The 21,785-nt window shown below is 71.3% G+C and carries 19 protein-coding genes; 8 read left to right on the top strand and 11 right to left on the bottom strand.

Going from position 1 to position 21,785, the window contains the following annotated elements; translation table 11 throughout:
• Positions 1–90 precede the first annotated feature (90 nt).
• Together AC5L3X_RS10295 and ald are read left to right on the top strand one after the other, a co-directional pair.
• Positions 91–1,473, top strand: a complete 1,383-nt coding sequence (locus AC5L3X_RS10295) for an aspartate aminotransferase family protein (protein WP_494856590.1) — start codon at positions 91–93, stop codon at positions 1,471–1,473.
• A gap of 63 nt (positions 1,474–1,536) precedes the next feature.
• A complete protein-coding gene (gene ald / locus AC5L3X_RS10290) occupies positions 1,537–2,652 on the top strand; it encodes an alanine dehydrogenase (protein ID WP_494856588.1) in 1,116 nt (371 codons plus the stop codon).
• 21 nt (positions 2,653–2,673) lie between these two features.
• Here ald and AC5L3X_RS10285 read toward each other — a convergent pair whose 3' ends face one another.
• The 3 genes from AC5L3X_RS10285 to AC5L3X_RS10275 are packed head-to-tail and all read right to left on the bottom strand — an operon-like array spanning position 2,674 to position 5,354.
• Positions 2,674–4,059, bottom strand: a complete 1,386-nt coding sequence (locus tag AC5L3X_RS10285; protein ID WP_494856586.1) for a tetratricopeptide repeat protein — start codon at positions 4,057–4,059, stop codon at positions 2,674–2,676.
• 51 nt (positions 4,060–4,110) lie between these two features.
• A complete protein-coding gene (locus AC5L3X_RS10280; protein ID WP_494856820.1) occupies positions 4,111–5,136 on the bottom strand; it encodes an urease accessory protein UreH domain-containing protein in 1,026 nt (341 codons plus the stop codon).
• Positions 5,137–5,153: 17 nt separating this feature from the next.
• Positions 5,154–5,354, bottom strand: a complete 201-nt coding sequence (locus tag AC5L3X_RS10275) for a hypothetical protein (RefSeq protein ID WP_189124737.1) — start codon at positions 5,352–5,354, stop codon at positions 5,154–5,156.
• A gap of 560 nt (positions 5,355–5,914) precedes the next feature.
• On the opposite strand from AC5L3X_RS10275, the gene AC5L3X_RS10270 reads away from it, so the two are divergent.
• Positions 5,915–6,733: a MarR family winged helix-turn-helix transcriptional regulator gene (locus tag AC5L3X_RS10270; protein ID WP_494856584.1), complete on the top strand. Its 819-nt coding sequence runs from the start codon at positions 5,915–5,917 to the stop codon at positions 6,731–6,733.
• Positions 6,734–6,746: 13 nt separating this feature from the next.
• Here AC5L3X_RS10270 and AC5L3X_RS10265 read toward each other — a convergent pair whose 3' ends face one another.
• From AC5L3X_RS10265 to AC5L3X_RS10255, 3 genes are all read right to left on the bottom strand, one after another.
• Positions 6,747–7,502, bottom strand: coding sequence for a class I SAM-dependent methyltransferase (locus tag AC5L3X_RS10265; RefSeq protein ID WP_494856582.1), 756 nt, complete (start codon positions 7,500–7,502; stop codon positions 6,747–6,749).
• A gap of 755 nt (positions 7,503–8,257) precedes the next feature.
• Positions 8,258–8,905 (bottom strand): response regulator, encoded by a 648-nt coding sequence (locus AC5L3X_RS10260; protein WP_189124735.1) that lies wholly within the window; start codon positions 8,903–8,905, stop codon positions 8,258–8,260.
• Complete coding sequence (locus AC5L3X_RS10255; RefSeq protein ID WP_494856819.1) at positions 8,902–10,011, bottom strand: sensor histidine kinase; 1,110 nt, start codon at positions 10,009–10,011, stop codon at positions 8,902–8,904. The genes AC5L3X_RS10260 and AC5L3X_RS10255 overlap by 4 nt, the downstream gene beginning before the upstream one ends.
• 100 nt (positions 10,012–10,111) lie before the next feature.
• Between AC5L3X_RS10255 and ggt the strand changes: the two genes are divergently transcribed.
• Positions 10,112–11,839: a gamma-glutamyltransferase gene (gene ggt, locus AC5L3X_RS10250; RefSeq protein WP_494856580.1), complete on the top strand. Its 1,728-nt coding sequence runs from the start codon at positions 10,112–10,114 to the stop codon at positions 11,837–11,839.
• On the opposite strand, the gene AC5L3X_RS10245 is transcribed toward ggt, so the two are convergent.
• Together AC5L3X_RS10245 and AC5L3X_RS10240 are read right to left on the bottom strand one after the other, a co-directional pair.
• Complete coding sequence (locus tag AC5L3X_RS10245) at positions 11,829–13,232, bottom strand: flavin-containing monooxygenase (protein ID WP_494856818.1); 1,404 nt, start codon at positions 13,230–13,232, stop codon at positions 11,829–11,831. The two genes, ggt and AC5L3X_RS10245, sit on opposite strands and share 11 nt — an antisense overlap.
• A 225-nt stretch (positions 13,233–13,457) precedes the next feature.
• Positions 13,458–13,631, bottom strand: coding sequence for a hypothetical protein (locus tag AC5L3X_RS10240; protein ID WP_494856579.1), 174 nt, complete (start codon positions 13,629–13,631; stop codon positions 13,458–13,460).
• A gap of 106 nt (positions 13,632–13,737) precedes the next feature.
• On the opposite strand from AC5L3X_RS10240, the gene AC5L3X_RS10235 reads away from it, so the two are divergent.
• Entirely contained in the window at positions 13,738–14,517 is a 780-nt protein-coding gene (locus AC5L3X_RS10235; protein ID WP_494856578.1) for an SURF1 family protein, read from the top strand.
• Between the two features lie 3 nt (positions 14,518–14,520).
• Positions 14,521–14,829 carry a DUF3817 domain-containing protein gene (locus AC5L3X_RS10230; protein WP_189124729.1) on the top strand — a complete coding sequence of 103 codons (309 nt, stop codon included), beginning with the start codon at positions 14,521–14,523 and terminating at the stop codon, positions 14,827–14,829.
• 18 nt (positions 14,830–14,847) lie between these two features.
• Here the strand turns inward: AC5L3X_RS10230 and AC5L3X_RS10225 are convergent, their stop codons facing one another.
• From AC5L3X_RS10225 to AC5L3X_RS10215, 3 genes are all read right to left on the bottom strand, one after another.
• Entirely contained in the window at positions 14,848–15,042 is a 195-nt protein-coding gene (locus AC5L3X_RS10225) for a tail-anchor membrane protein (protein WP_189124728.1), read from the bottom strand.
• A gap of 116 nt (positions 15,043–15,158) precedes the next feature.
• Complete coding sequence (locus AC5L3X_RS10220) at positions 15,159–16,262, bottom strand: protein kinase domain-containing protein (protein WP_189124727.1); 1,104 nt, start codon at positions 16,260–16,262, stop codon at positions 15,159–15,161.
• A gap of 89 nt (positions 16,263–16,351) precedes the next feature.
• Positions 16,352–17,206, bottom strand: coding sequence for an arylamine N-acetyltransferase family protein (locus AC5L3X_RS10215; RefSeq protein ID WP_494856576.1), 855 nt, complete (start codon positions 17,204–17,206; stop codon positions 16,352–16,354).
• Between the two features lie 73 nt (positions 17,207–17,279).
• Between AC5L3X_RS10215 and AC5L3X_RS10210 the strand changes: the two genes are divergently transcribed.
• On the top strand, positions 17,280–17,963 hold the full coding sequence (locus AC5L3X_RS10210; RefSeq protein WP_358463833.1) for a response regulator transcription factor: 684 nt from the start codon (positions 17,280–17,282) through the stop codon (positions 17,961–17,963).
• The gene (locus AC5L3X_RS10205) at positions 17,960–21,622 is read left to right on the top strand and encodes a DUF4153 domain-containing protein (RefSeq protein ID WP_494856574.1); all 3,663 of its coding nucleotides are present in this window, start codon (positions 17,960–17,962) and stop codon (positions 21,620–21,622) included. Before AC5L3X_RS10210 ends, AC5L3X_RS10205 begins: the two co-directional genes overlap by 4 nt.
• Positions 21,623–21,785 lie beyond the last annotated feature (163 nt).

The following is a 21,785-nucleotide window of genomic DNA, read 5'->3' as shown; positions in this document are numbered from 1 at the left end:
CTTGCGTGCAGAATGTCGCAACGTTTTCGCTTGGCAAAGCCGAAGTGAAGAGGCAGACTGTGGTGAGATCAGAGGCAAGGGAAGATAAACATGACGCAGCCGGACAACGACATCCTCAAGGCCGCGCAGGATCATTTGTGGCTCCACTTCACCAGGCACAGCTCCTACGAGCAGGCCGAGATCCCGACCATCGTGCGTGGTGAGGGCTCCTACATCTACGACATCCATGGCAAGCGCTACCTCGACGGCCTCGCCGGGCTCTTCGTGGTCCAGGCCGGTCACGGACGCAGCGAGCTGGCCGAGGCGGCGGCCAAGCAGGCCCAGGAGCTGGCCTTCTTCCCGCTGTGGTCCTACGCCCACCCCAAGGCGGCCGAGCTGGCCGCGAGGATCGCGGCCCTGACGCCTGGCGACCTCAACCGCGTCTTCTTCACCTCCGGTGGCGGCGAGGCGGTCGAGTCCGCCTGGAAGCTGGCCAAGCAGTACTTCAAGCTCACCGGCAAGCCGCTCAAGCACAAGGTCATCAGCCGCCAGATCGCCTACCACGGCACCCCGCACGGGGCTCTGTCGATCACCGGCATCCCGGCGTTCAAGGAGATGTTCGAGCCCCTGGTGCCCGGCTCCGTCCGGGTGCCCAACACCAACCACTACCGGGCCGACGAGATCTCCGGCATCAAGGGGATGACCCCCGAGGAGTACGGCTTCTGGGCCGCGGAGCGGGTCGCCCGCGCCATCGAGATGGAGGGCCCTGACACGGTGGCCGCCGTCGTCGCCGAGCCGGTGCAGAACGCCGGCGGCTGCTTCCCGCCCCCACCCGGCTACTGGCAGCGCCTGCGCGAGATCTGCGACGAGTACGACGTGCTGCTCGTCTCCGACGAGGTCATCTGCGCCTTCGGCCGTCTCGGCACCATGTTCGGCGGGCAGAAGTTCGACTACGTGCCCGACATCATCACCTGCGCCAAGGGCCTGACCAGCGGCTACTCACCACTCGGGGCGATGATCGCGAGCGAGCGGCTGTTCGAGCCGTTCAAGCGGGGCGACAACACCTTCGCCCACGGCTACACCTTCGGCGGCCACCCGGTCTCCGCCGCCGTGGCGCTGGCCAACCTCGACATCTTCGAGCGCGAGGACCTGCTCGGCCACGTCACCAAGAACGAGCCCGTCTTCCAGGCCACCCTCGAAGGTCTGAAGGACCTGCCGATCGTCGGCGACGTGCGCGGCTCCGGCTACTTCTGGGGCATCGAGCTGGTCAAGGACAAGACCACCAAGGAGACGTTCACCGCCGAGGAGTCGGAGCGGCTGCTGCGCGGCTTCCTGTCCAAGGCGCTGTTCGAGGCGGGGCTCTACTGCCGGGCCGACGACCGGGGCGACCCCGTCATCCAGCTGGCGCCCCCGCTGATCGCGGGGCCGAAGGAGTTCGACGAGATCGGCTCGATACTCCGCACCGTGCTCACCCAGGCGTGGGCCCGCCTGTAGAAACCCCCCTGTCCGGTACGGCATAGCCGTACCGGACTTTTCGTCCCGAAAGGAACCGGCGCAATGAAGATCGGTGTGCCCGCCGAGGTCAAGAACCATGAATACCGCGTGGCCGTCACCCCGGCGGGCGTGCACGAACTCGTCCGCAACGGCCACGACGTCACCGTCCAGAGCGAGGCCGGCCTCGGATCGCACATCACCGACGACGAGTATCTCGCCGCGGGCGCGAAGATCATCGACAGTGCCGACGCGGTGTGGGCCGAGGCGGAGCTGGTGCTCAAGGTGAAGGAGCCGATCTCCTCCGAATACCACCGCCTGCGCGAAGACCTCGTGCTCTTCACCTACCTGCACCTGGCCGCCTCGCACCCGTGCACCGACGCCCTGCTGTCCGCCGGGACGACCGGCATCGCGTACGAGACCGTCCAGGTCGGTGACGCGCTGCCGCTGCTCGCCCCCATGTCCGAGGTCGCCGGGCGGCTCGCCCCGCAGGTCGGCGCCTACAACCTGATGCGGTTCAACGGCGGCCGCGGCGTCCTGCCGGGTGGCGTGCCCGGCGTCGCCCCGGCCAAGGTCGTCGTCATCGGCGGCGGCGTCTCCGGCCTCAACGCCGCGCAGATCGCCGTCGGCATGGGCGCCGACGTCACCGTCCTCGACACCAACGTCGACCGGCTCCGCTTCATCGACGCCGTCTACCAGGGCCGCCTCAAAACCCTGGTCTCCACCTCGTACGCGATCGAGCGGGAGGTCCTCGAAGCCGACCTGGTGATCGGCGCCGTCCTCATCCCCGGCGCCAAAGCCCCCACCCTCGTCTCGAACGACCTGGTCTCCCGCATGAAGCCGGGCTCGGTGCTCGTCGACATCGCCATCGACCAGGGCGGCTGCTTCGCCGACTCGCGCCCCACCACCCACGCCGAGCCGACCTACCGGGTGCACGACTCGGTCTTCTACTGCGTGGCCAACATGCCGGGCTCGGTGGCCAACACCTCCACGTACGCGCTGACCAACGCCACCCTGCCGTACGCGGTCAAGCTGGCCAACCTGGGCTGGCGCGACGCGCTCAAGGGTGACGCGGGGCTCGCGCGCGGCCTCAACACGCACGGCGGACGCCTCACCAACGAGCCGGTCGCGCAGGCGCTCGACCTGCCCTACACGCCCGTCTCCGACGTGCTCGCCGCCTGACCTCCACCACGGCCCGCACCGCTATCGGCGCAGGCCGAAACGGCGGCGCAGCTCGCGGGCCGTGGCCAGGACGTGCTCGATCTCGGCCGGGCTGGGCCACGGCGCGCCGCCCGGCCGCAACAGCGTGACCCGCACCGCGGCCAGATGCTCGATCGCGCTGGTGTGCAGGCCGCTCCGCGCCACCAGCCAGCCGATCACGTCGGCGTGGTCGTGCAGCGGCCTGGTCACCACGTCCCAGGTGCCGAGAACCTCCGTCAGCGCGGGCACCGCCAGTGAGACACCGCCCCTGCGGCCGGTCGCCGCCGCCGCGAGCTCCGCCCGGGCGCACAACTCGGGCTCGGCCATCCTGCCCCACGACGGCGGCGGCGGATCGGCCAGCCACCGCCGGGCCTCGCCCACCTCCCCGGCCGCCGTCAGCAGGCCGCCCAGCTCAAGGGCCGCCTGGTGGTGCCCGGCCAGCGCCGCCTCATGGAACCAGTGCCGCCCCCCTTCGAGGTCGCCGAACTCCGCGATGAGCAACAGCCCGAAGTTGAACGCCGCCTCCGCATCGCCGCCGGCCGCCGCCCGGCCGAACCAGTGACTGGCCCCGCGCGAGTCGCCCAGCTCCACGCAGACGAACCCGGCCATCCGCTGGGCCTCCACCCGGCCCGCGCCCGCCGCCCGTTCGTACCAGCCGCGAGCCGTGCGCAGGTCGCCACGGGACAGCGCGATGCCGCCCAACTGGGCGGCGGCGCCGGGATGCTCACTCGCCGCGGCCAGCCGGAAGTAGGTCTCGGCGGCCTCGGGATCGCGGCTGGCCTGCAGGAACAGGCCCAGACAGTAGGCCGAGTCGGCCTGCCCGCCGCGCGTCGCGAACTCCCACCACCGCACGGTCTCCTCGTCGTCACCGGCCGAGTAGGCCAGGAACCCCAGGTCGTGGGCGCAGGCCGTGTCGCCGTCGGTGGCGGCCCGGCGATGCCACTCCCGCGCCGCGTGCAGCTCGCCCGCGTCCTCGCAGATCAGCGCCAGCCGCCGGGCCGCGGGCCGGGACCCGGCGCGGGCCGCGCACTCGAACCAGCCCCTCGCGCCCTCCAGGTCGCCGCGCTGCTCCAGCAGCAGCGTGGCCAGATTGACGGCCGCCTCCGCGTCACCCGTGCCGGCCGCCCGCTCGTACCAGAAGACCGCCTCCTCCAGGCTGCCATGCTTCTCGTGCCAGATGCCCAGGTTGAAGGCGCTGTCGACGTTGCCGCCCGAGGCCGCCATCTCCCACCAGTGCCGCGCCGCTGAACGGTCACCCCGCTGCGCGTGCAACCTGCCGAGCCGGTGCGCGGCCTGCGGGTCACCCGCCTGCGCGGCCAGCAGCAGCTCGGCCTCGTCGCCCACGCGCGGCGCCGGAACGGCCGGCGCCTCACCTTGCCACCACGACATGGCCCACAGGGTGACACGTAACCGGACGGAAGCGAGGGGTAATTGCCGGGTCTAGGAGAACTCGATGAACCCCGTGTACATCCCCATCGCGCAGGTGTAGCGCATCGTCCCGGCGGGCTGCGGAGGTAACGTCACGATCGCCGGCAGGGTGATGTCACGGCCGTCGAGCACCACCGTGCCCGTGCAGCCCTGGTCGACCAGCTTGAACACGACCTCCACCGGCACGCCCGCCCTGGCCGTCACGATGCCCGGCCGGTAGCCGTCGCGCATCGCCCACACCGTGACCCTGCGCCCGCCCTCCGCGACGGCCGTCCCGGTCGTGCCGGTTTCTTGCGTGCCGGTTTCGTGTGCGCGTGCGCTGCCGATTGTCGGTACGTCGGCCGAGGCCGCGGCGGAGAGCGTCGGCCGCGGCAGCCAACCGCCCAGGTTGAGCCCGGTGCCGATCGTCCAGAGCCCGGCCGCCAGCGCCACCACTCCGGCCAGCCTGGCCACCCTGGTCCGCGAGACGCGCCGGAGCACGTAGCCCAGCAGCGCGAACGCCGGAGCGGTGCCGAGCACGAACCCGGCCATCACCGCCGCCCCGCCGAGAGGGGATCCGCTGGAGACGGCGACCATCTCCATGCCGATCGTCACGCCGCACGGGACCAGGATGGTCGCCGCGCCCAGCAACGGCGCGGCCAGCCGCCTCGTCTGCCGTGCCGGCGGGGCGCAGCCGGGTTCCGTACGGCGCAGCAGTCGTACGGCGAACACGATCACCGTGACGCCCGCCGCCACGAGCAGCAGTGCCCTGACCGCGGGCGGCAGGCTGACGGCCGCGCCCAGCAGCCCGAGCAGCGCTCCCACCGCCGAGTAGGCGGCCAGCCTGCCCGCCAGGAACCACCCGATCAGCGACGGGTCACCGGCGGAAGGCTGCGCCGAACACGTCTCGTCCTCTCCGGCTCCGGTCGCTCCCGTTGATCGGGGGGCGGTGGCCTGGCCGGGGCTTCGGTCCATCAGGCCGACCAGAAGACCGCCCTGGACCGCCGCGCAGGACGCGGTGCCCGCCAGGAGACCGGCGGCGAGGCCGCTGGCGAGCAGGGCGGCGGCCTGCGCGCTCAGTGGACGAGAGCCAGGTCGTCCAGCGCCCCGCTCTTGGCCGCCTCCACTATCGAGCTGAACTGATCGCGGCTCATCTCGACGCGCTGCCCGAAGTCGTCGGTGATGATCACCTGACGGTCTTCTGGGGCTGCGTGGTCGACGAACAGCTCGGGGCAGCCACAGCTGCACTGGCCGCAGAATCGGGCGATCGACCGCATACTCGTCCCCACTCTCGATGTAGGTTGCCAGGAGCAACGTAACGTGTCTTATTGGACGCGGCCAGTAACAGTATGTTTACCGGCGTTGACCGAATCGGTGGGTTCGCCTGCTGGCCGCGGAGGCGCGTTGGGGGCCCTCTACGGCGGGTCTGTTCTGTGGGTGGCCGCGGAGGCGGGTGGGCGTTCCGGCCGACCGCGATTGCCCGGGGTCTGGTGATGTTCGCCTTCGGCGTTACTGCGGGCGCGGGGGTACTTGGCACGGTCTTAAGTCGGCCGGAACGCCCACCCGCCTCCGCTCTACGACGCCCCGCCATCCTGCCTGCCCACCGCAGAACGGGCCGGGGCTCGTCGCCTTCCTGCTCGCCGATGCTGAAGCGCCTGTTTCCGCCCTCTGGGCCTGCTCGCCGTAGCTGAAGCCCGAACTTTCCGGCACAGTGCGGGTTGCTCTCGAACTTTCCGGCACAGTGCGGATTGCTCTCCGTATGGGCTGCGCCTCAGTTCGTGTCCAATGTATGCGAAACGCATATAGTGGGCCGATGAATACTTCTGGGCTCACTCAAATGGCCGTTGAGCGCTGGCATGCGGCCGTCGACAGTAAGGATCCGGCTGCGGCGCGGCTGGTCGTGTGCGATCCGATCGTTGTCAGCGGGCCGAAGGGAGCTGGGCCCATCACCCCGGACGAGTTCATCGACTGGGTCATGCGGTCGGGCATCGAGTTGCGCGCGACGTCGTGGCATCCGATCAGCGACAGCGTGCTGGTCGTCGAGCAGGACGCGCGCTGGCCCCAAGGCGCCGGATGGACGCGTGTGGCGACCGTCTTCCGTGTCACCGGCGACCGGGTTTCCGCCGCACTGCGGTTTCCCGATCTGCCCGCCGCTCTCGGGTTCGCCCGCGTCCATGCCGAGTTGGTCGCGACCGAGTCGCCGCGCACGGCCCACAACGAGGCTGGGGCAGGGCAGGCGCTCTTTCAGTTCGTACGGCACTGGTCGCGCCGCTGGAACACCGACGGCGGGCTGGCCGAGCGAGGCAGGGACGTTCAGGTCGCCGAAGCGGTCTACGCGCTGAGGGCTCAGCAGCAGGTGACCGTCAACGACCTGGCCTCCGAGTTGGCCATCGACCAGTCCGGGGCGTCACGGATGGTGGCACACGCCGCCGAGCAGGGCTACCTCGTGACACACCCGGCGCCGGCGGACGCGCGGCGCCGCGCCGTCAGCCTGACCGACGCGGGGTTCGCCCTCCTGGAGGCGGCGCACTCCTGGCAGGAATCGATCTTCGCCACACTCACCTCGGGCTGGACCGATGCCGAACGAGCGGGATTCCACCGCGCCATGCTCCGCCTCCTCGGCCGATCTTCGGCGTTGGCCGCCGAAGACAGGTAGCCAGCTGATCATCTCAGGTCGGATCGGCCTTCGCCTCGATGAGGAAGCGGGCGGAGTGGGCGACGAACGGGCCGTCAGTTTGGATGCGGTCGTGCAGGTCGCGCAGCTCCTTGCGGTAGCGGTCGACGGAGAAGCCGGGCACGATCCAGATCACCTTGCGCAGGAAGTAGATCACCGCGCCCACATCGTGGAACTCTATTCGGAGCCGTTCCGCTCGCAGGTCGACGACGGACAGGCCGGCCGCCTCCGCCTCGCGCCGGGCCTGCTCCGGGTCGCGGGCCGAGCCGTCCAGTGGGCCCAGGAAGAACTCCGCCAGCTCGAAGACGCTGCGCTGGCCGACCTGTTGGGAGAAGTACGTGCCGCCGGGGCGGAGCACGCGGGCGATCTCGGTCCACCACGTACGCACCGGGTGCCGGCTGGACACCAGGTCGAAGGAGCCCGTCCGGAAGGGGAGGCGTGGCTCCTCGTCGTCGGCCACGACCGTGGCCCCTCTCTCGCGCAGCCTGGCGGCGGCCAGTTTGAGATTGGGCGGCCATGATTCGGTGGCGACGGTCACCGGCGGGAGCTTCGGGAGCCCGGCCAGGATCTCGCCGCCGCCGGTCTGGATGTCCAGCGCGGCCGTCGCGTCGGCCATCCGCTCACCGAGCAGCCGTGCGTACCCCCAGGAGGGGCGTTCCTCGCTCGCTCGTCCGGCGAGCCAGGAGAAGTCCCACCCGTCGACGGACACCGTCTCGGCTTCGGCCACCAAGTCCTCGAACAATCTCCCCATCGCCCGACCGTGCCATCCCGGCTGGCCCCCGGACAACCGATTTACCCCCGGCCGTGCCATCCGGTCTCGCCTCCGGACGATCGATTCGCATCCGGGACGGCGTCTCCTTGACCGGATACTTGATCAACCCGGTATGTCCAGAATGTGCCCAGCCCGCACTGTGCCGGAAAGTGACGGCTTCAGCTACGGTGAGCAGGCCAGGGGGCGGAAGCGGGCGCTTCAGCATCGGCGAGAAGCCAGGCGACGGGCCCCGGCCCGCTCTGCGGCGGGTGAGCGGAGTGGCCGGGCAGGGTGAAAGCGGAGGCGGGTGGGCGTTCCGGCCGACTTAAGACCGTGCCAAGTACCCCCGCGCCCGCAGCAACGCCGAAGGCGAACATCACCAGACCCCGGGCAATCGCGGTCGGCCGGAACGCCCACCCGTCTCCGCGGCTCCAACAGAAAGGCGGTCGGCCGGAACGCCCACCCGTCTCCGCGGCTCCAACAGAAAGGCGGTCGGCCGGAACGCCCACCCGTCTCCGCGGCTCCAACAGAAAGGCGGTCGGCCGGAACGCCCACCCGTCTCCGCGGCTCCAACAGAAAGGCGGTCGGCCGGAACGCCCACCCGTCTCCGCGGCTCCAACAGAAAGGCGGTCGGCCGGAACGCCCACCCGTCTCCGCGGCTCCAACAGAAAGGCGGTCGGCCGGGACGCCCACCCGTCTCCGCGGCCACCCACAGAAAGCACGGACCTGGGAACGGGCCGCGCCGAAGCGGCAGGTCAGAGCCAGCCGGGTCTGACCACGCCGGATTCGTACGCGATGACGACCAGTTGGGCGCGGTCGCGGGCGTTGAGTTTCATCATGGTCCGGCTCACGTGCGTCTTGGCCGTCGCCGGCGACATGAACAGCTTGGCCGCGATCTCGTCGTTGGTCATGCCGGCCCCGACCAGGGTGAGGACCTCGCGCTCGCGTTCGGTCAGCCGGTCGAGGTCGTCGGCGGCCAGCGGCTCCTTGGCGCGCGAGGCGTACTCGGAGATCAGGCGGCGGGTCACGCTCGGGGAGAGGAGGGCTTCGCCGGCGGCCACCACGCGCACCGCCTGGATGAGCTCGGCCGGCTCGGTGTCCTTCACCAGGAAGCCGCTGGCGCCGCCGCGCAGGGCCTCGAAGACGTACTCGTCCAGCTCGAAGGTGGTCAGGATGATGACGCGCGGGCCCGGGGGCATCTGGCGGGTGGCGGTGAGGCCGTCGGTGCCGGGCATCCGGATGTCCATCAGCACCACGTCCGGATCGTGCTCACGCGACAGGCGCACGGCCTCGGCGCCGTCGGCGGCCTCGGCGACCACGGTCATGTCGGGCTGGGCGTCGAGCAGGGCCTTGAAGCCCGCCCGCACCAGGGCCTGGTCGTCGGCGAGCAGCACGTTGATCAAGAGTTCTCCTCGGGAAGGGGGAGCCGGGCCGAGACCTGGAAGCCGTGCCCCGAGGGGCCGGCGACCAGCGAGCCGCCCAGGGCGGAGGCGCGTTCGCGCATGCCGGGGATGCCGTTGCCGCTGCCCACCTCCGCGTGCACGGCGGGTGACGTCGCGCCGGTGTCGCTGATCTGGATGCACAGCTCGTCCGCGCCGTACTCGAGGCGGACCGAGACCCGGGAGCCGGGGGCGTGGCGGGCGGCGTTGGTGAGCGACTCCTGCACGATGCGGTAGGCGGCGCGTTCGACCGGCCGGGGCAGCGGCCGGGAGCCGGCGTGTTTGATCGTCACGTCCACGCCGGACCGCTCGGCCAGCTCGTCGAGGCGGTCGAGCCCGGCGGTGGGGGAGCGGGGAGCGCCGTCGCGGAGCACGTTCAGCACCGAGCGCATCTCGCCGAGCACCTCCTTGGAGGCTAGTTTGATCGTGGCCAGCGCGGTGCGGGCCTGTTCGGGGTGGTCGTCGATGAGGTGCAGCGCGGTCGAGGCCTGGACGTGGATGAGCGAGATGTTGTGCGCCAGCACGTCGTGCAGCTCCTGGGCCATGATCAGTCGTTCCTCGCTGGCCTGCCGCCTGGTCTCCTCCTGGACCGCCCGCGACTGCTGGGCGCGGCGCTCCCGCAGGATCCTGAGCAGCTCGGCCGCCACCATGAACACCAGGATGAACGCGCTGATCGCCAGCGCGTGGTAGAGCCAGGGCCCTCCCTGGTAGGTGCCGAGCCCGGCGTAGACGAGGAAGACGGCGAGCGTGACTCCGGCCAGGATCCACGCGGCCAGCCGCCGCCCGTTCATGATCAGCAGGAACAGGACGACGATCGGGGCGAGGAAGATGGGGCCGTACGGGTAGCCCTGCCACACGTACACGTACGTCACCGCGAACGTGATGAACGACGAGATGAGCGGAAGCTTGCGGAACACCGCCAGCATCGCCGGACCGACCAGCAGCAACCCGTACGCCAGAGGGGTGAGCGGCTCCCTGAACGATTCCTGCCCATACTCCGCGCCAGGGGACAACCCCACCTGGACGACCGCGACGATCAGCGCGAGGTATGGGGTGTATCCGGACTTCATGCGCACATGCCCACGCTAGGTCAACGTCCTGACCAGCGCATCCCCCGCATGTCGCAGGGGGCCCTACCGCGACGGGCGTACCTGGTCCATCGTGGACACCATGCGCAGTGTGATCGTTTCCACAGCAGCAGTTCTCCTCATGCTGGCCGGCGCCCCTCCCGCGCTGGCCGTACCCCCTCACAAGGTCCCCGTAGCCGAGGGGACGGGTGGCGCGGTCGCCACCGTCGACCTCGACGCGAGCAAGGCGGCCATCGCCGTACTGAAGAGAGGCGGCAACGCCATCGACGCCGCCGTCGCCGCCGGCGCGGTGCTCGGGGTCACCGAGCCCTTCTCCGCCGGGCTGGCGGGCGGCGGCTTCATCGTCTACTACGACGCCCAGCGGCGTAAGGTGCACACGATCGACGGCCGCGAGACGGCCCCGAAGGCCATGCACGCGGCCACCTTCGAGGGCATCCCGTTCGAGGAGGCCGTGACCAGCGGCCTGTCGGCGGGAGTGCCGGGCGCGGTCGCGCAGTGGGATCTGGCGCTGCGCAGGTTCGGCACGTTCTCGCTCAAGCAGGCGCTGCAGCCGGCCATCGAGGTGGCGTCCAAGGGCTTCGTCGTCGACGAGACGTTCGCCGCCCAGACCGAGCAGAACCGGGCGAGGTTCAAGGACTTCTCCTCCACCGCCGCCCTCTACCTGCCGGGCGGCGCGCCGCCGGCCGTCGGCTCCGTCTTCAGGAACCCCGACCTCGCCGCCACCTACCGCGAGCTGGGCAGGCGCGGCCCCGACTGGTTGTACGGCGGGCAGCTCGGCAAGGAGATCGTCGCCACGGTCAAGCAGCCGCCGGTCGTGCCCGGCGCGACCCGCAACGTCCGGCCCGGCCTCATGGAGCAGTCGGACCTGCGGGCCTACCGTGCTCTGCTGCGTGAGCCCACGCGCGTCGACTTCCAGAACCTGCGGGTGTACGGCATGGCGCCCCCGTCCTCCGGCGGCTCGACCGTGGGTGAGGCGCTGAACATCCTCGACTCGCTGCCCCAGGTCGGGCTGCACGAGTACCTGGAGGCGTCCCGGCTGGCCTTCGCCGACCGCAACAAGTACGTCGCGGACGTGCCCGGGGTGCCGCTGAAGGAGCTGCTGTCCGACGGCTTCGCCAAGGAACGCGCCTGTCTGATCGGCCCCGACGCGATGGCGCACCCCGCCGCGCCGGGCGACCCGGACGGGAGTTACACGTTCTGCGAGGCCCCGAAGGGCGCCTCGACGCCGACGGCCGGCGAGGGCCCGGAGACCACCCACCTGGTGGTCGCCGACCGCTGGGGCAACGTGGTGGCCTACAACCTGACCATCGAGTCGACCGGCGGCAACGGCATCGTGGTGCCCGGCCGTGGGTTCCTGCTCAACAACGAGCTGACCGACTTCACCTTCGGCCCGGCTCCGGGCGACCCGAACCTGCCCGGTCCCGGCAAGCGGCCGCGCTCGTCGATGGCACCCACGATCGTGTTCCAGCACGGCAAGCCGGTGCTGGCGGTCGGCTCGCCCGGCGGTGCGACGATCATCACCACGGTGCTGCAGATCCTGGTCAACCGCTTCGAATGGGGCATGAGCCTGCCCGAGGCGCTCGCCGCGCCGCGGGCCTCGCAGCGCAACAGCGCGCAGACGCAGGCCGAGCAGGCGTTCCTGGACGCCCATCGGGCCGAGCTGGAGGCCCGCGGGCACAGCTTCGCGCTGACGGCCGAGATCGGGGCGGCGACCGCGCTGGAGTTCGTCGGTCGCGACAGGGTCCAGGCCGTGGCAGAGCCGACCAGGCGCGGCGGCGGCAGCGCGCTGGTGGTGAGACCTAGTAGATGAGCTCGTAGGCGTCGGGCTTCACCTTGCGGGTACGCGCCCAGTACTCGAAGGTGAAGCCCGGCCAGATCGTCCGGTTGACGCCTCGCTCGTCGAGATACCAGGAGTCGCAGCCGCCGGAGTTCCACACCAGCGGGTCGAGCCGTTCGAGCAGCCGCCTGCCGAACTCCCGCTGCCGCTCCGGCCGGACGTCGAGCGCCCTGGCCCGGGTCCTGGAGAGCAGGCGCAGGCAGTCCATGACGTAGCGGATCTGCGCCTCGATCATGAAGACGACCGAGTTGTGCCCCAGTCCCGTGTTGGGGCCGAGCAGGAAGAACAGGTTGGGGAAGCCGGCCGTGCTGATGCCGTAGTAGGTCTCGATGCCGTCCTGCCAGGCTTCCTGGATCTTCACGCCGTTCCGGCCGACGATGCGCTGGTCCTGCAGCGACTCGGTGACCTTGAAGCCGGTGCCGTAGACGATCACGTCGACCTCGTGCTCGGCGCCGGTCGCGTCGACGATCGAGTGCTCCCTGATCTCCGCGATGCCGTCGGTGACCAGGTCGACATTGTCGCGGGTCAGCGCCGGATAGTAGTCGCTGGAGATCAGGATGCGCTTGCAGCCGATCGTGTAGCCGGGGGTCAGCTTGCGGCGCAGCTCGGGGTCGGGCACCTGGCCCTCCAGGTGCCGGCGGGCGAGCGTCTGATGCACCTTCATCAGCCGGGGGTCCACGGTGAAGCCCAGCGCCCTGCTCTCCAGCAGCCAGTAGAGGCCGTGGCGCAGTGTCCTGGCCGCGCCCGGCAGCCGCAGCGCCCGCCGCATCCGGGGCGGGATGGCGAAGTCGGGTTTGGGATGGATCCACGGCGGTGTCCGCTGGAAGACGGTCAGCCTGGCGGCCCTGGGGGCGATCTGGGGGACGAACTGGATGGCCGAGGCGCCGGTGCCGATCACGGCCACGCGCTTGCCGGTGAGGTCGACCGAATGGTCCCATTCGGCGGAGTGGAAGGCCGGGCCCGCGAAGCTCTCCCGCCCCGCTATTTCCGGAAATGACGGGATATGGAGGGCGCCGATGCCGGAGACGACGGCATGCGACCGCAGGGTCTCGCCGTCCGCCGTGGCCACCTCCCACAGCCGGGCGCCGTCGTCGTACTCCAGGGAGACGACCCGCTTGCCGTACCTGAGATGGGGGGCGATGCCGTATCTGTCGACGCACGCCCGCATGTAGTCCCAGATCTCCTCCTGTGGGGAGAACATCCGCGACCAGTCGGGATTGAGGGCGAAGGAGTAGGAGTACATGTGCGACGGCACGTCGCAGGCGCAGCCGGGGTAGGTGTTGTCGCGCCAGGTGCCGCCGAGGTCCGGGGCCTTCTCCAGGATGACGAAGTCGTGGTAGCCGGCCTCTTTGAGCTTGATCGCCATGCCGATCCCGGCGAAGCCGGAGCCGATGATCACTATGCCTGGCTCAGCCACTGCTCCTCCTCCGTCCCGGGATTATTGGACGCGATGTCCAATGTAATCCGCGTCCCGCGTCCGGTCCAGGTTCTGTGTGGAGTGAACCACATCACACCGACTGGTCGGTATGGCCTGCCCGGGAAACACGAAAAGCGCCGAGAGCCGTAGCCGTCGGCGCACCCTCGGGCCGGGTCAGCGCAGGAGCAGGAAGACGCCCACGCCGACGATCGCGATCGCGAGCACGACGGCGATGGTCGGCAGAAGAGGCGACCTCTTGGGCGTCGCCGCCTCCTCCTGCTCGGACTGCTGCGCGAACGCGCGGAACTGCTGGGTGTTGCCCGCGGGGTCTATATGCTGGTCAGACATGGGCAGCAGCCTAGCGGGATCACATGCCGCAATTGCACTGCTTCGTGTGATTCGTAGACCCCGGGTTGATGGGGCGACCACCCGGATCGCCGGATAGCTTGTAACCATGCTGAGGACCCTGCTCTCACCCCGCATGCTGGGGTTGCACCTGCTGACGATCGGGGTCCTCGTCGCGTTCCTCTTCCTCGGGCGCTGGCAGCTCGGCGTCTTCCAGGACTCCGGCAAGCCGCACAGCGCGACCGACCCCGCGCCCGTCGCCGTCGCCACGCTCACCCAGGTGGGCGCGCAGATGCCGAGCGACTCCGTCGCGCGCAAGGTCACCGCCGAGGGCGTCTACGACGCCGCCCGCCAGCTGCTGGTCATCGACAGGCGGCCCAGCGTCGAGGCGCCGGGCGGCAACGTCGCGCGAGACGACGGCTACTGGGTGCTCACGCCGCTCAAGCTCGACGACGGCACACTGGTGCCCGTGGTGCGCGGCTGGGCGGCCACGGCCGACGACCCGGGCCTTGCGGTGCCGCAGGGCAGGGTCACCGTGGAGGGCCGGCTCAGGCCGCCGCAGGGCACCGACAGCGTCCAGCGACGCGCCGGAGCCCTGCCTGAAGGCCAGGTGCAGACCGTGTCGACGGGTGAGCTGATCAACCTGTGGGCCGGCGAGCAGGTGCGCAACGGCTTCGTCGTCGCCCAGCCGCCGTCGGGCTCGCTCACCCAGGTCGAGGTCGCGCCCCCGGTCGTCGGCGGCGCCCTCACCTGGCGCAACCTGGCCTACGCCGCCAACTGGTGGATCTTCGCCGGGTTCGCCGTGTTCATGTGGTTCCACTTCGTACGCGATGGCGTACGCGCGGATCGGGACCGTCGCACGTCCCCTGAAATGGTTCTGGAAGGTTAAACGGTGGAATCGGCTCTCAAGCCCTTCCGGGCGCTCGCCTACGTCGTCGGCGTGATGCTGCTCATCCTCTGCGTGGCGATGGTGCTCAGGTACGGCTTCGACAACGCGACCCTGTCCAAGGTCGTGGCGCCCATCCATGGATTTCTCTACATGGTCTACCTGGTGGCGGTGATGAACCTGGGCATGAAGGCGCGCTGGAACTGGCCGTACATGCTGGGCATCATGCTCGGCGGCACGGTGCCGTTCCTGTCGTTCGTCGTGGAGCGCAAGGTCACCGAGCGGGTGCGGAACGCCCAGCCGGCGGAGGCCTGAGGCCCCCGCCGCCCGGGGTCAGCGGCCGATGCCGCGCTTGCGCGACCTCTTGAGCCGCTCGCGCTGCGACGGGTCGAGCATCAGATAACCGACCACGGGGGCGCCGACCACGCCGAGGATGACCAGCAACGTGATCCATCCGGCCCCGAAGAAGATCAGAGAGAGCAGAACCGCTGCGCCGGCTCCGATGGCGTACTTCTGAACTGGCGACATCCTCAACGTCCTCCGAACGCGGGGCGCACGCCCCGCCTCTTCACTATTCTGCGTCGCCGGTCCAACGAGTGGCGCACGGACACGGTTCCGTACGCGATGTATCTCAACCGTTGCGTTCACCTGGAGCCGGTCCTCAGGCCCTCGGCCTCGGCGCCGACCGCCAGCAGCTCCTGGCGCAGCTCCGCCAGGTCACCCCGCTGGGCCGGGTCTCCCGACAGCAGCCGGAACAACACCGGCGCGAGCGTGCCCGCCCTGGTCAGCGGGGCGCCGGGGGCGGGCGACCGGCCCTCCACGGCCGCGAACAACGTGGCCCCCAGCGACCACAGGTCGGCGGCCTGGCTCGCGACCCCCTCGGGCGCGGTGTAGTCGGGCATGGGCGGCCCCGCCACCCGTGCCGAACGCAGCCGCGCGGGAGCGCCGCCCGCCGGCAGCAGGACCATCCCCGGATGCACGGCGCCGTGGTGCCGGCCGCGCGAGTGGATCGCGGCCAGCTGGTCGAGCACGGCCAGCCCGATCGCGACCACCTGACCGATCGGCACCGCCCCGGAGGAGGCGATCACCTGGTCGAGGGAGCGGTCGAGGGCGAGCCGGTCGAGCGTCTCGGCCACCACTTCGGCGGGCGGCGGTCCCGCCGGATCGAGCATCGCCCGGATCAGCGACCGCAGTGGATCGGCGCCCGCGACGGGCGCCGGGCCCGGCGGCCGGCCCTCCACGGCGAAGTGCAGTGTGGCGGCCAGCGACCAGAGGTCGGAGGCGGGCGACAGGCCGGGATCCGGGAACCCGAACCCCGAGAGCAGCGCCCGGCCGGTCGAGGTGAGCAGCACGTTGGCCGGATTGACCCGCCCGTGCACGATCCCCTCGGCGTGCGCGGCCAGCAGCGCCGAGAGCACGCAGACGCCCACCCGCGCGGCCTGCAGGACGGGCAGTGGATGGCGCGACAGCACGGTTCGCTCCAGCGAGGCGCCCGTGGCGGACTCCGTGACCAGCCACGGCTCGCCCTTCTCGACCACCACGTCGAGCACGCCGACGATCGAGGCGTGGCGCAGCCCGATGGCCCGCCGCGCGTCACGCACCGCGGCGTCGCGCAGCTCGGGCGGCACGTGCACGGCTCTGACCGTCACGTCGCGGTGCTCCAGCTCGTCGAAGGCCGGTCGTGCGACCCCACCGCCCAGGGGGTCCAGCAGCCGGTAACGCCCTGCGAGTTTCGTGGTCTTTCCCATCCCGAGGTGCACGATAGCGGCCTCTAACCGGCCAAGCCATGGATGAACGTCACGAGACTCGCGTACCGCATTTTCCCTGACAGGAGGCGTCAGGCCGGCGTCGCCGCGAGCCACTCCTCGTGCGCGTCGTGCAGCCTGCCGAACAGCGCGTCCTTCTCCCCGGCGCTCACGTCGTCGAGCGACAGCCCGAACACGTCGGCCAGCGCGGCGTAGTAGTCGCGGGCCGAGTCAAGCGTGACCGAGTGGCTGCCGCTGCCGACGCGGGACAGCCTGAGCCCGCGCAGGATGTCCGCCCCCGAGGCGTCGCGCCGCTGCACGGTGGCGACGCGGACGAAGCCGGAATCCGGCGAAGTGCTCAGGTGGTCATGCATTTTTGTGAAGGCCGACATGTCAGTGGGTGTCAGGGCGAAATCCATGCCCTCGAACGAGCCGCCCGGGTCATGGTCGAACCGCCAACCGCCCGGCACCACCTCCGACGGCCGCAGCCCGTACCTGAAGGGGCCCTGCAGGTACGTCCCCTCGACCAGCGGGAGCGGCTCGTGCAGGCCGTCGCCGAGCCCGAGGTCCACCAGCCACTCGCCGCCCGGGTTGTCGTCGGACGGCAGGCCGCGCGCGGTGAGCACCAGGTGGTTGCCGCTGACGCCGGGCTCGCCACCCTGCATCTGCGCGCCTCCGACGTGCCGGGTCACCTCGTACCCCAGCTCCATGGCCAGCCGGGAGAACGCGCCGTTCAGGTGGTAGCAGTAGCCGCCGCGCCCCCGCAGGATGCGTTCGGCCGACTCCAGCGGGTCGACGGTCGTCGCACGGCCCAGCCAGATCTCCAGCACTTCGTACGGCACCCGCTCGACGTGCGCGACGTGCAGGGCCCGCAGGCTCTCGGCCGAAGGCGGGGTGTTGAGCAGGCCGGGAAGCCCGAGACGGCGGAGATATTCGGCAGTATTCACTCGCCCAAGTCTGCACCGGATGTGCACAGTTAGGGGAGTGCCGTCTGCACGGGGCACTTCTAGGCTTTCGTCCGTGGCAGAGCAGCGACGCGTCCTCCTGGTAGAGGACGACGAGACCATCGCCAGGGCCGTACGCGACAGATTGGCGGCGGAGGGGTTCGACGTCCGGGTGGCCGGCGACGGCGAGACCGCCCTGACCGAGTACGGCAGGGCGGAGCCCGACCTGGTGATCCTGGACCGGTTGCTGCCGGGCCTCGACGGGCTGGAGGTGTGCCGCCGGATGCAGGCGGCCCGGCCGGTGCCGGTGCTCATGCTCACCGCGCTCGGCGAGGAGACCGACGTGCTCGTCGGGCTCGGCGTCGGCGCCGACGACTACCTCGCCAAGCCGTTCAGCATGCGCGAGCTGGTGGCGCGGATCCACGCGCTGCTGCGCCGGGTCGAGCGGGCCGCCCAGCTGGCCGCCGAGGACACCGTGCTCCGCGTGGGGGAGGTGGAGATCGACACCGCGGCCCGCCGGGTGTTCGTCCGCGGCACGGAGGCGCAGCTCACCAGGACCGAGTTCGACCTGCTGCGCCGGCTCGCCGAGCGGCCCGGCCAGGTGTTCGAGCGCGATCGGCTGCTGTCCGACGTGTGGGGCTTCTCCGAGGCCGCCGCCACCAGGACCGTCGACAGCCACGTGCGCGCGCTGCGCCGCAAGCTCGGCTCCGACGTCGTACGCACCGTCCACGGCGTCGGCTACGCCCTGGTACGGCCATGAGACCGCTCGACTTCCTCGGCCGGATCAAGGTCAAGCTCGGCATCGTGATCGTGCTGGCCGTCGGCACCGCGTTCGTCATCAACGAGGTCGGCATCTACTCCGGGTTCACCCGCGACGTCAGGATCGCCGTCGCCGTGGTGCTCGCCCTGATCATGGTGCAGGTGCTCGCCATGGGCATGACCAAGCCGCTGCGCGAGATGGCCCGCGCCGCCCAGACCATCGCCAAGGGCCGCTACACGCTGCGCGTCCGCGCCACCTCGCGCGACGAGGTCGGCGAGCTGGCCAGGGCGTTCAACGCGATGGCCGCCGACCTCGGCGAGGTCGACCGGCAGCGGCGCGAGCTCGTCGCCAACGTCAGCCACGAGCTCCGCACGCCCATCACCGGGCTGCGGGCCGTGCTGGAGAACGTCGTGGACGGCGTCTCCGCGCCCGACCCCGTCACCATGCGCACCGCGCTCGCCCAGACCGAACGACTCGGCAGGCTCGTCGCGCAACTGCTCGACCTGTCGCGGCTCGACTCCGGCGTCCGGCTGATCGAGCCCGAGACGATCGAGCTCGCGCCGCTGCTCGTCCAGGCGGTGCGGGAGAGCGCGCTCGCGCGCGAGGACGTCCGGCTCGCCGCGGCGGTCCCCGGCCGTCTCGTCGTCCGCGCCGACCCCGACCTGCTCGCCCAGGTGCTGGCCAACCTGCTCGACAACGCGGTACGGCACAGCCCGCCCGGTGGCGTGGTCACCGTGTCGGCCGCCCCGACGGAGGGCGGCGTCCAGATCACCGTCGCCGACCAGGGGCCCGGCATCCCCGCCTCGGCCCGGAGCCGCGTGTTCGAGCGCTTCTCCCGGCTCGACAGCGGCCGCGCCGCGGACGCCGGGGGAGCGGGGCTGGGGCTGGCCATCGTGAAGGAGATCGTCGAACTGCACGGCGGTTCGATCAGCATCGACGACTGCGCGGGGTGCCGCATGATCGTCGAACTACCAGGGAGGACGATGATGGCGAACGAGCCATTAGAGGGACGGCAGGTGGAGTCCGGCCTTCCGGCCACCCCCACGCTGACGCCGGTGACCAGTCCTGGGACGGCGGTTGCCAGCGTGTCGGCGTCCGCCTCTGTGACGCCGGTTGCGGGTGCGCTGGCGGCCAGCCCTGGGATGCCGGTTGCCGGTGTGTCGGAGCCGGGCGCTGTGACAGCAGTTGCGCCGGCGTCCGGCCCTCTGGCGGGCGCGGTCGAGCCGGGTGCCCCTGCCGTGGCGGCCATCCCGGCCGTGGAGGCAGGGGCGGCTGCGAGTGCCGACGGGGTGGCCGCTGCCCTGGCCGCGCTGATCGGGGCCGTTCCCGGCACCGAGGGCGCGGACGCGACCCGCGCTCCGGGCGGTGGCACGGACGCGGCAGGTGACCGGGCCACGCCGACCCCGGCGGTCACGGATGCCGCCCAGGCGACCGTCACCGGCATGGAAGACGCGGCCGGGACCGGCACTGGCACTGGCACTGGGACCGACATCGGTACTGGCACTGGCACCGGGACCGACATCGGTACCGGCATCGTCACCGGCACTGGTGCGGCCGGTAGGGAGGACGTGGCCGGCGTCGGTACGGCCGGTAAGGGAGTCGTGGCGCGCGAGCTTGGCGCAACCGGCTCCATGGGCGCGCTCGATGGGAGCGTCGAGACCACTACGGCGGCGATCGTCGGCCCGATGGACACCGTGGCCGTGCCGGGAGCTGGGCCGATGGCGTGGCCGGTGCCGGAGGCAGGGGTGCTGAGGGGGGCGCAATCCCGGCCGATGCCTGGAGAGACGGCAGGGCCGACGGCCGAGTCCGGGCCGAGGCTGGTGCGGATGGTGGTCGGGACCATCGTCGGGCTGCTCATCGGCTTCCTGGGCGGCATGTTCGCCGCCGTGTTCATGAGCGTCACCGTAGGCGACGGCATGGCGTTCATCACGCTCGTGCTCTGCACCGCGCTGGTCGGCGCCATCGGCATGGCCATCGGCGCGGGCCCCGGTCGCCGACCGGCTCCACACCAGGGCCACGGCGGGCCGCAGCAGGGCCACGGCGGGCCGCACCAGGGTCACGGCGGCCCATATCAGGGCGAGACCTACCCGAGATCGCCGTACCAGGGCGAGACGCACCACGGGGAGGGTGGGACACCGGCGCGGCCTGGTGCGCCACACCCCGCGCAGGCGTCCGGGCCGCGGCAACCGCCGCCACCGTACGTGCCGCCACCGCTGTTCCCGCGGCCGGAGCTGCCCGAGACGCCGCGCTGGCTGCTGCCCGCGGCGGCCGGGGCTGGGGTGTTCACGGCGGTGGCGCTGCCCGAGGCGCAGGCCGGGCTGGGGCTGGTGCTGGTCGCGATGGTGCTGGGCGCGGCGGCGCTGCCGGCGGTGCTGCGGAGGATGACGCCGTGGACGCTGGGGTTCGGGGTGCTGGCGTACTGGCTGATCTCGATGGCTGCGGTCAGGGACGCGGACTGGCTGGTCAGTCTGCTCGTCGTGGCGGGGGTCGGGCTGGCCGCGCTGGCGGTGTCGGGGGCCGGGCTCGGCTGGCTGGGCGTGATCAGGGGCGGCGTGTCGGTGCTGCTGGCGCTCGGGCCCGTGCCGTGGTTCCTGGGCAAACCGGTGAAGAAGCTGAAGTCCAGGCACCACGTCATGCCGACGCTGGTGGCGCTGGGCATCACGACCGTGCTGCTGCTGGTGTTCGGGCTGCTGTTCACGTCGGCCGACGCCGTGTTCGCCTCCTATGTGGAACGCCTGACCAGCACTCCCGACTGGGTGGAGTCCCTGCCGATTCGGATCTTCCTGTTCGTGGTCGGCGCGATGCTGCTGGCGGCCGTGGTGCTGGTCGCGCTCAGGCCGGTCGCCGATCCCGTGGGCCCCGAGGTCAAGGTCGTCGTGAGCCGGGCCATCTGGCTGCTGCCGCTCACGGCGGTCAACCTGCTGTTCGTCGCGTTCGTCGCGGTGCAGATCACCGCGCTGTTCGGCGGCGACGCCTGGGTGCTGGAGACGGCCGGGCTCACCTACGCCGAATACGCTCGTCAGGGCTTCTTCCAGCTCGTCGTGGTGAGCGTGTTCGTGCTCGGCATCGTCGCGGTGGCCAGCGGCATCCTCAGGACCTCCAACCGTGAGCGCTGGCTGCTGGCCGGGCAGCTCGGCGTGCTGTGCGCGCTGACCATGGTCGTCCTCGCCTCGGCGCTGCACCGGATGGACCTCTACACCGACGCGTACGGGCTGTCGCGGCTCCGCCTGTCGGTGCAGGCCACGGTCTGGTGGCTGGGCGCGGTGTTCGCGCTGGTGCTGCTCGCCGGTGCGGTACGCCTGGCCGGCCGTGGCTCCGGCTGGCTGCCGCGTACCGTGGTGCTGATCACCGCGATCGGGCTGGGCGCCTTCGCCATGGTGAACCCCGACCTGCAGGTGGCCCGCACACAGGTGGAGGTGCGGGGCATCGCCAAGATCGACCCCGACTACCTGGGAGACCTGGGGGCCGAGGCCGTGCCGGCGCTGGACCGGCTGCCGGAGCCGCAACGCAGCTGCGTGCTGGCCGACGTGGTGCGCGCCAACGGCCTGGACCGCCCGGACCCGTGGAACGGCTGGAACCTGGCCCGCGCGCAGGCCCGCGACCTGCTCGCCGAGCGGCCGGTCAACCAGGCGGCCCAATGCGCCGACCGCACGTACTGACGACCGGGCGGCCCAATGCGCCGACCGGACGGGGCTACGGCCGGGCGGTCTGATGCGACGGCCGGACGGGGCTGACGGCCGGGCGGTCTGACGTGACGACCGGACAGGGGTCCGGTCGGCGGTCCGATGGCCGGCCGGATGAGGTGGCGGATCGACGGCGGAC

This window comes from Nonomuraea sp. CX421 (assembly GCF_059358955.1).
Note: the sequence above shows the minus strand (reverse complement) of the source record. Positions and strands in the feature narration are given on the sequence as shown.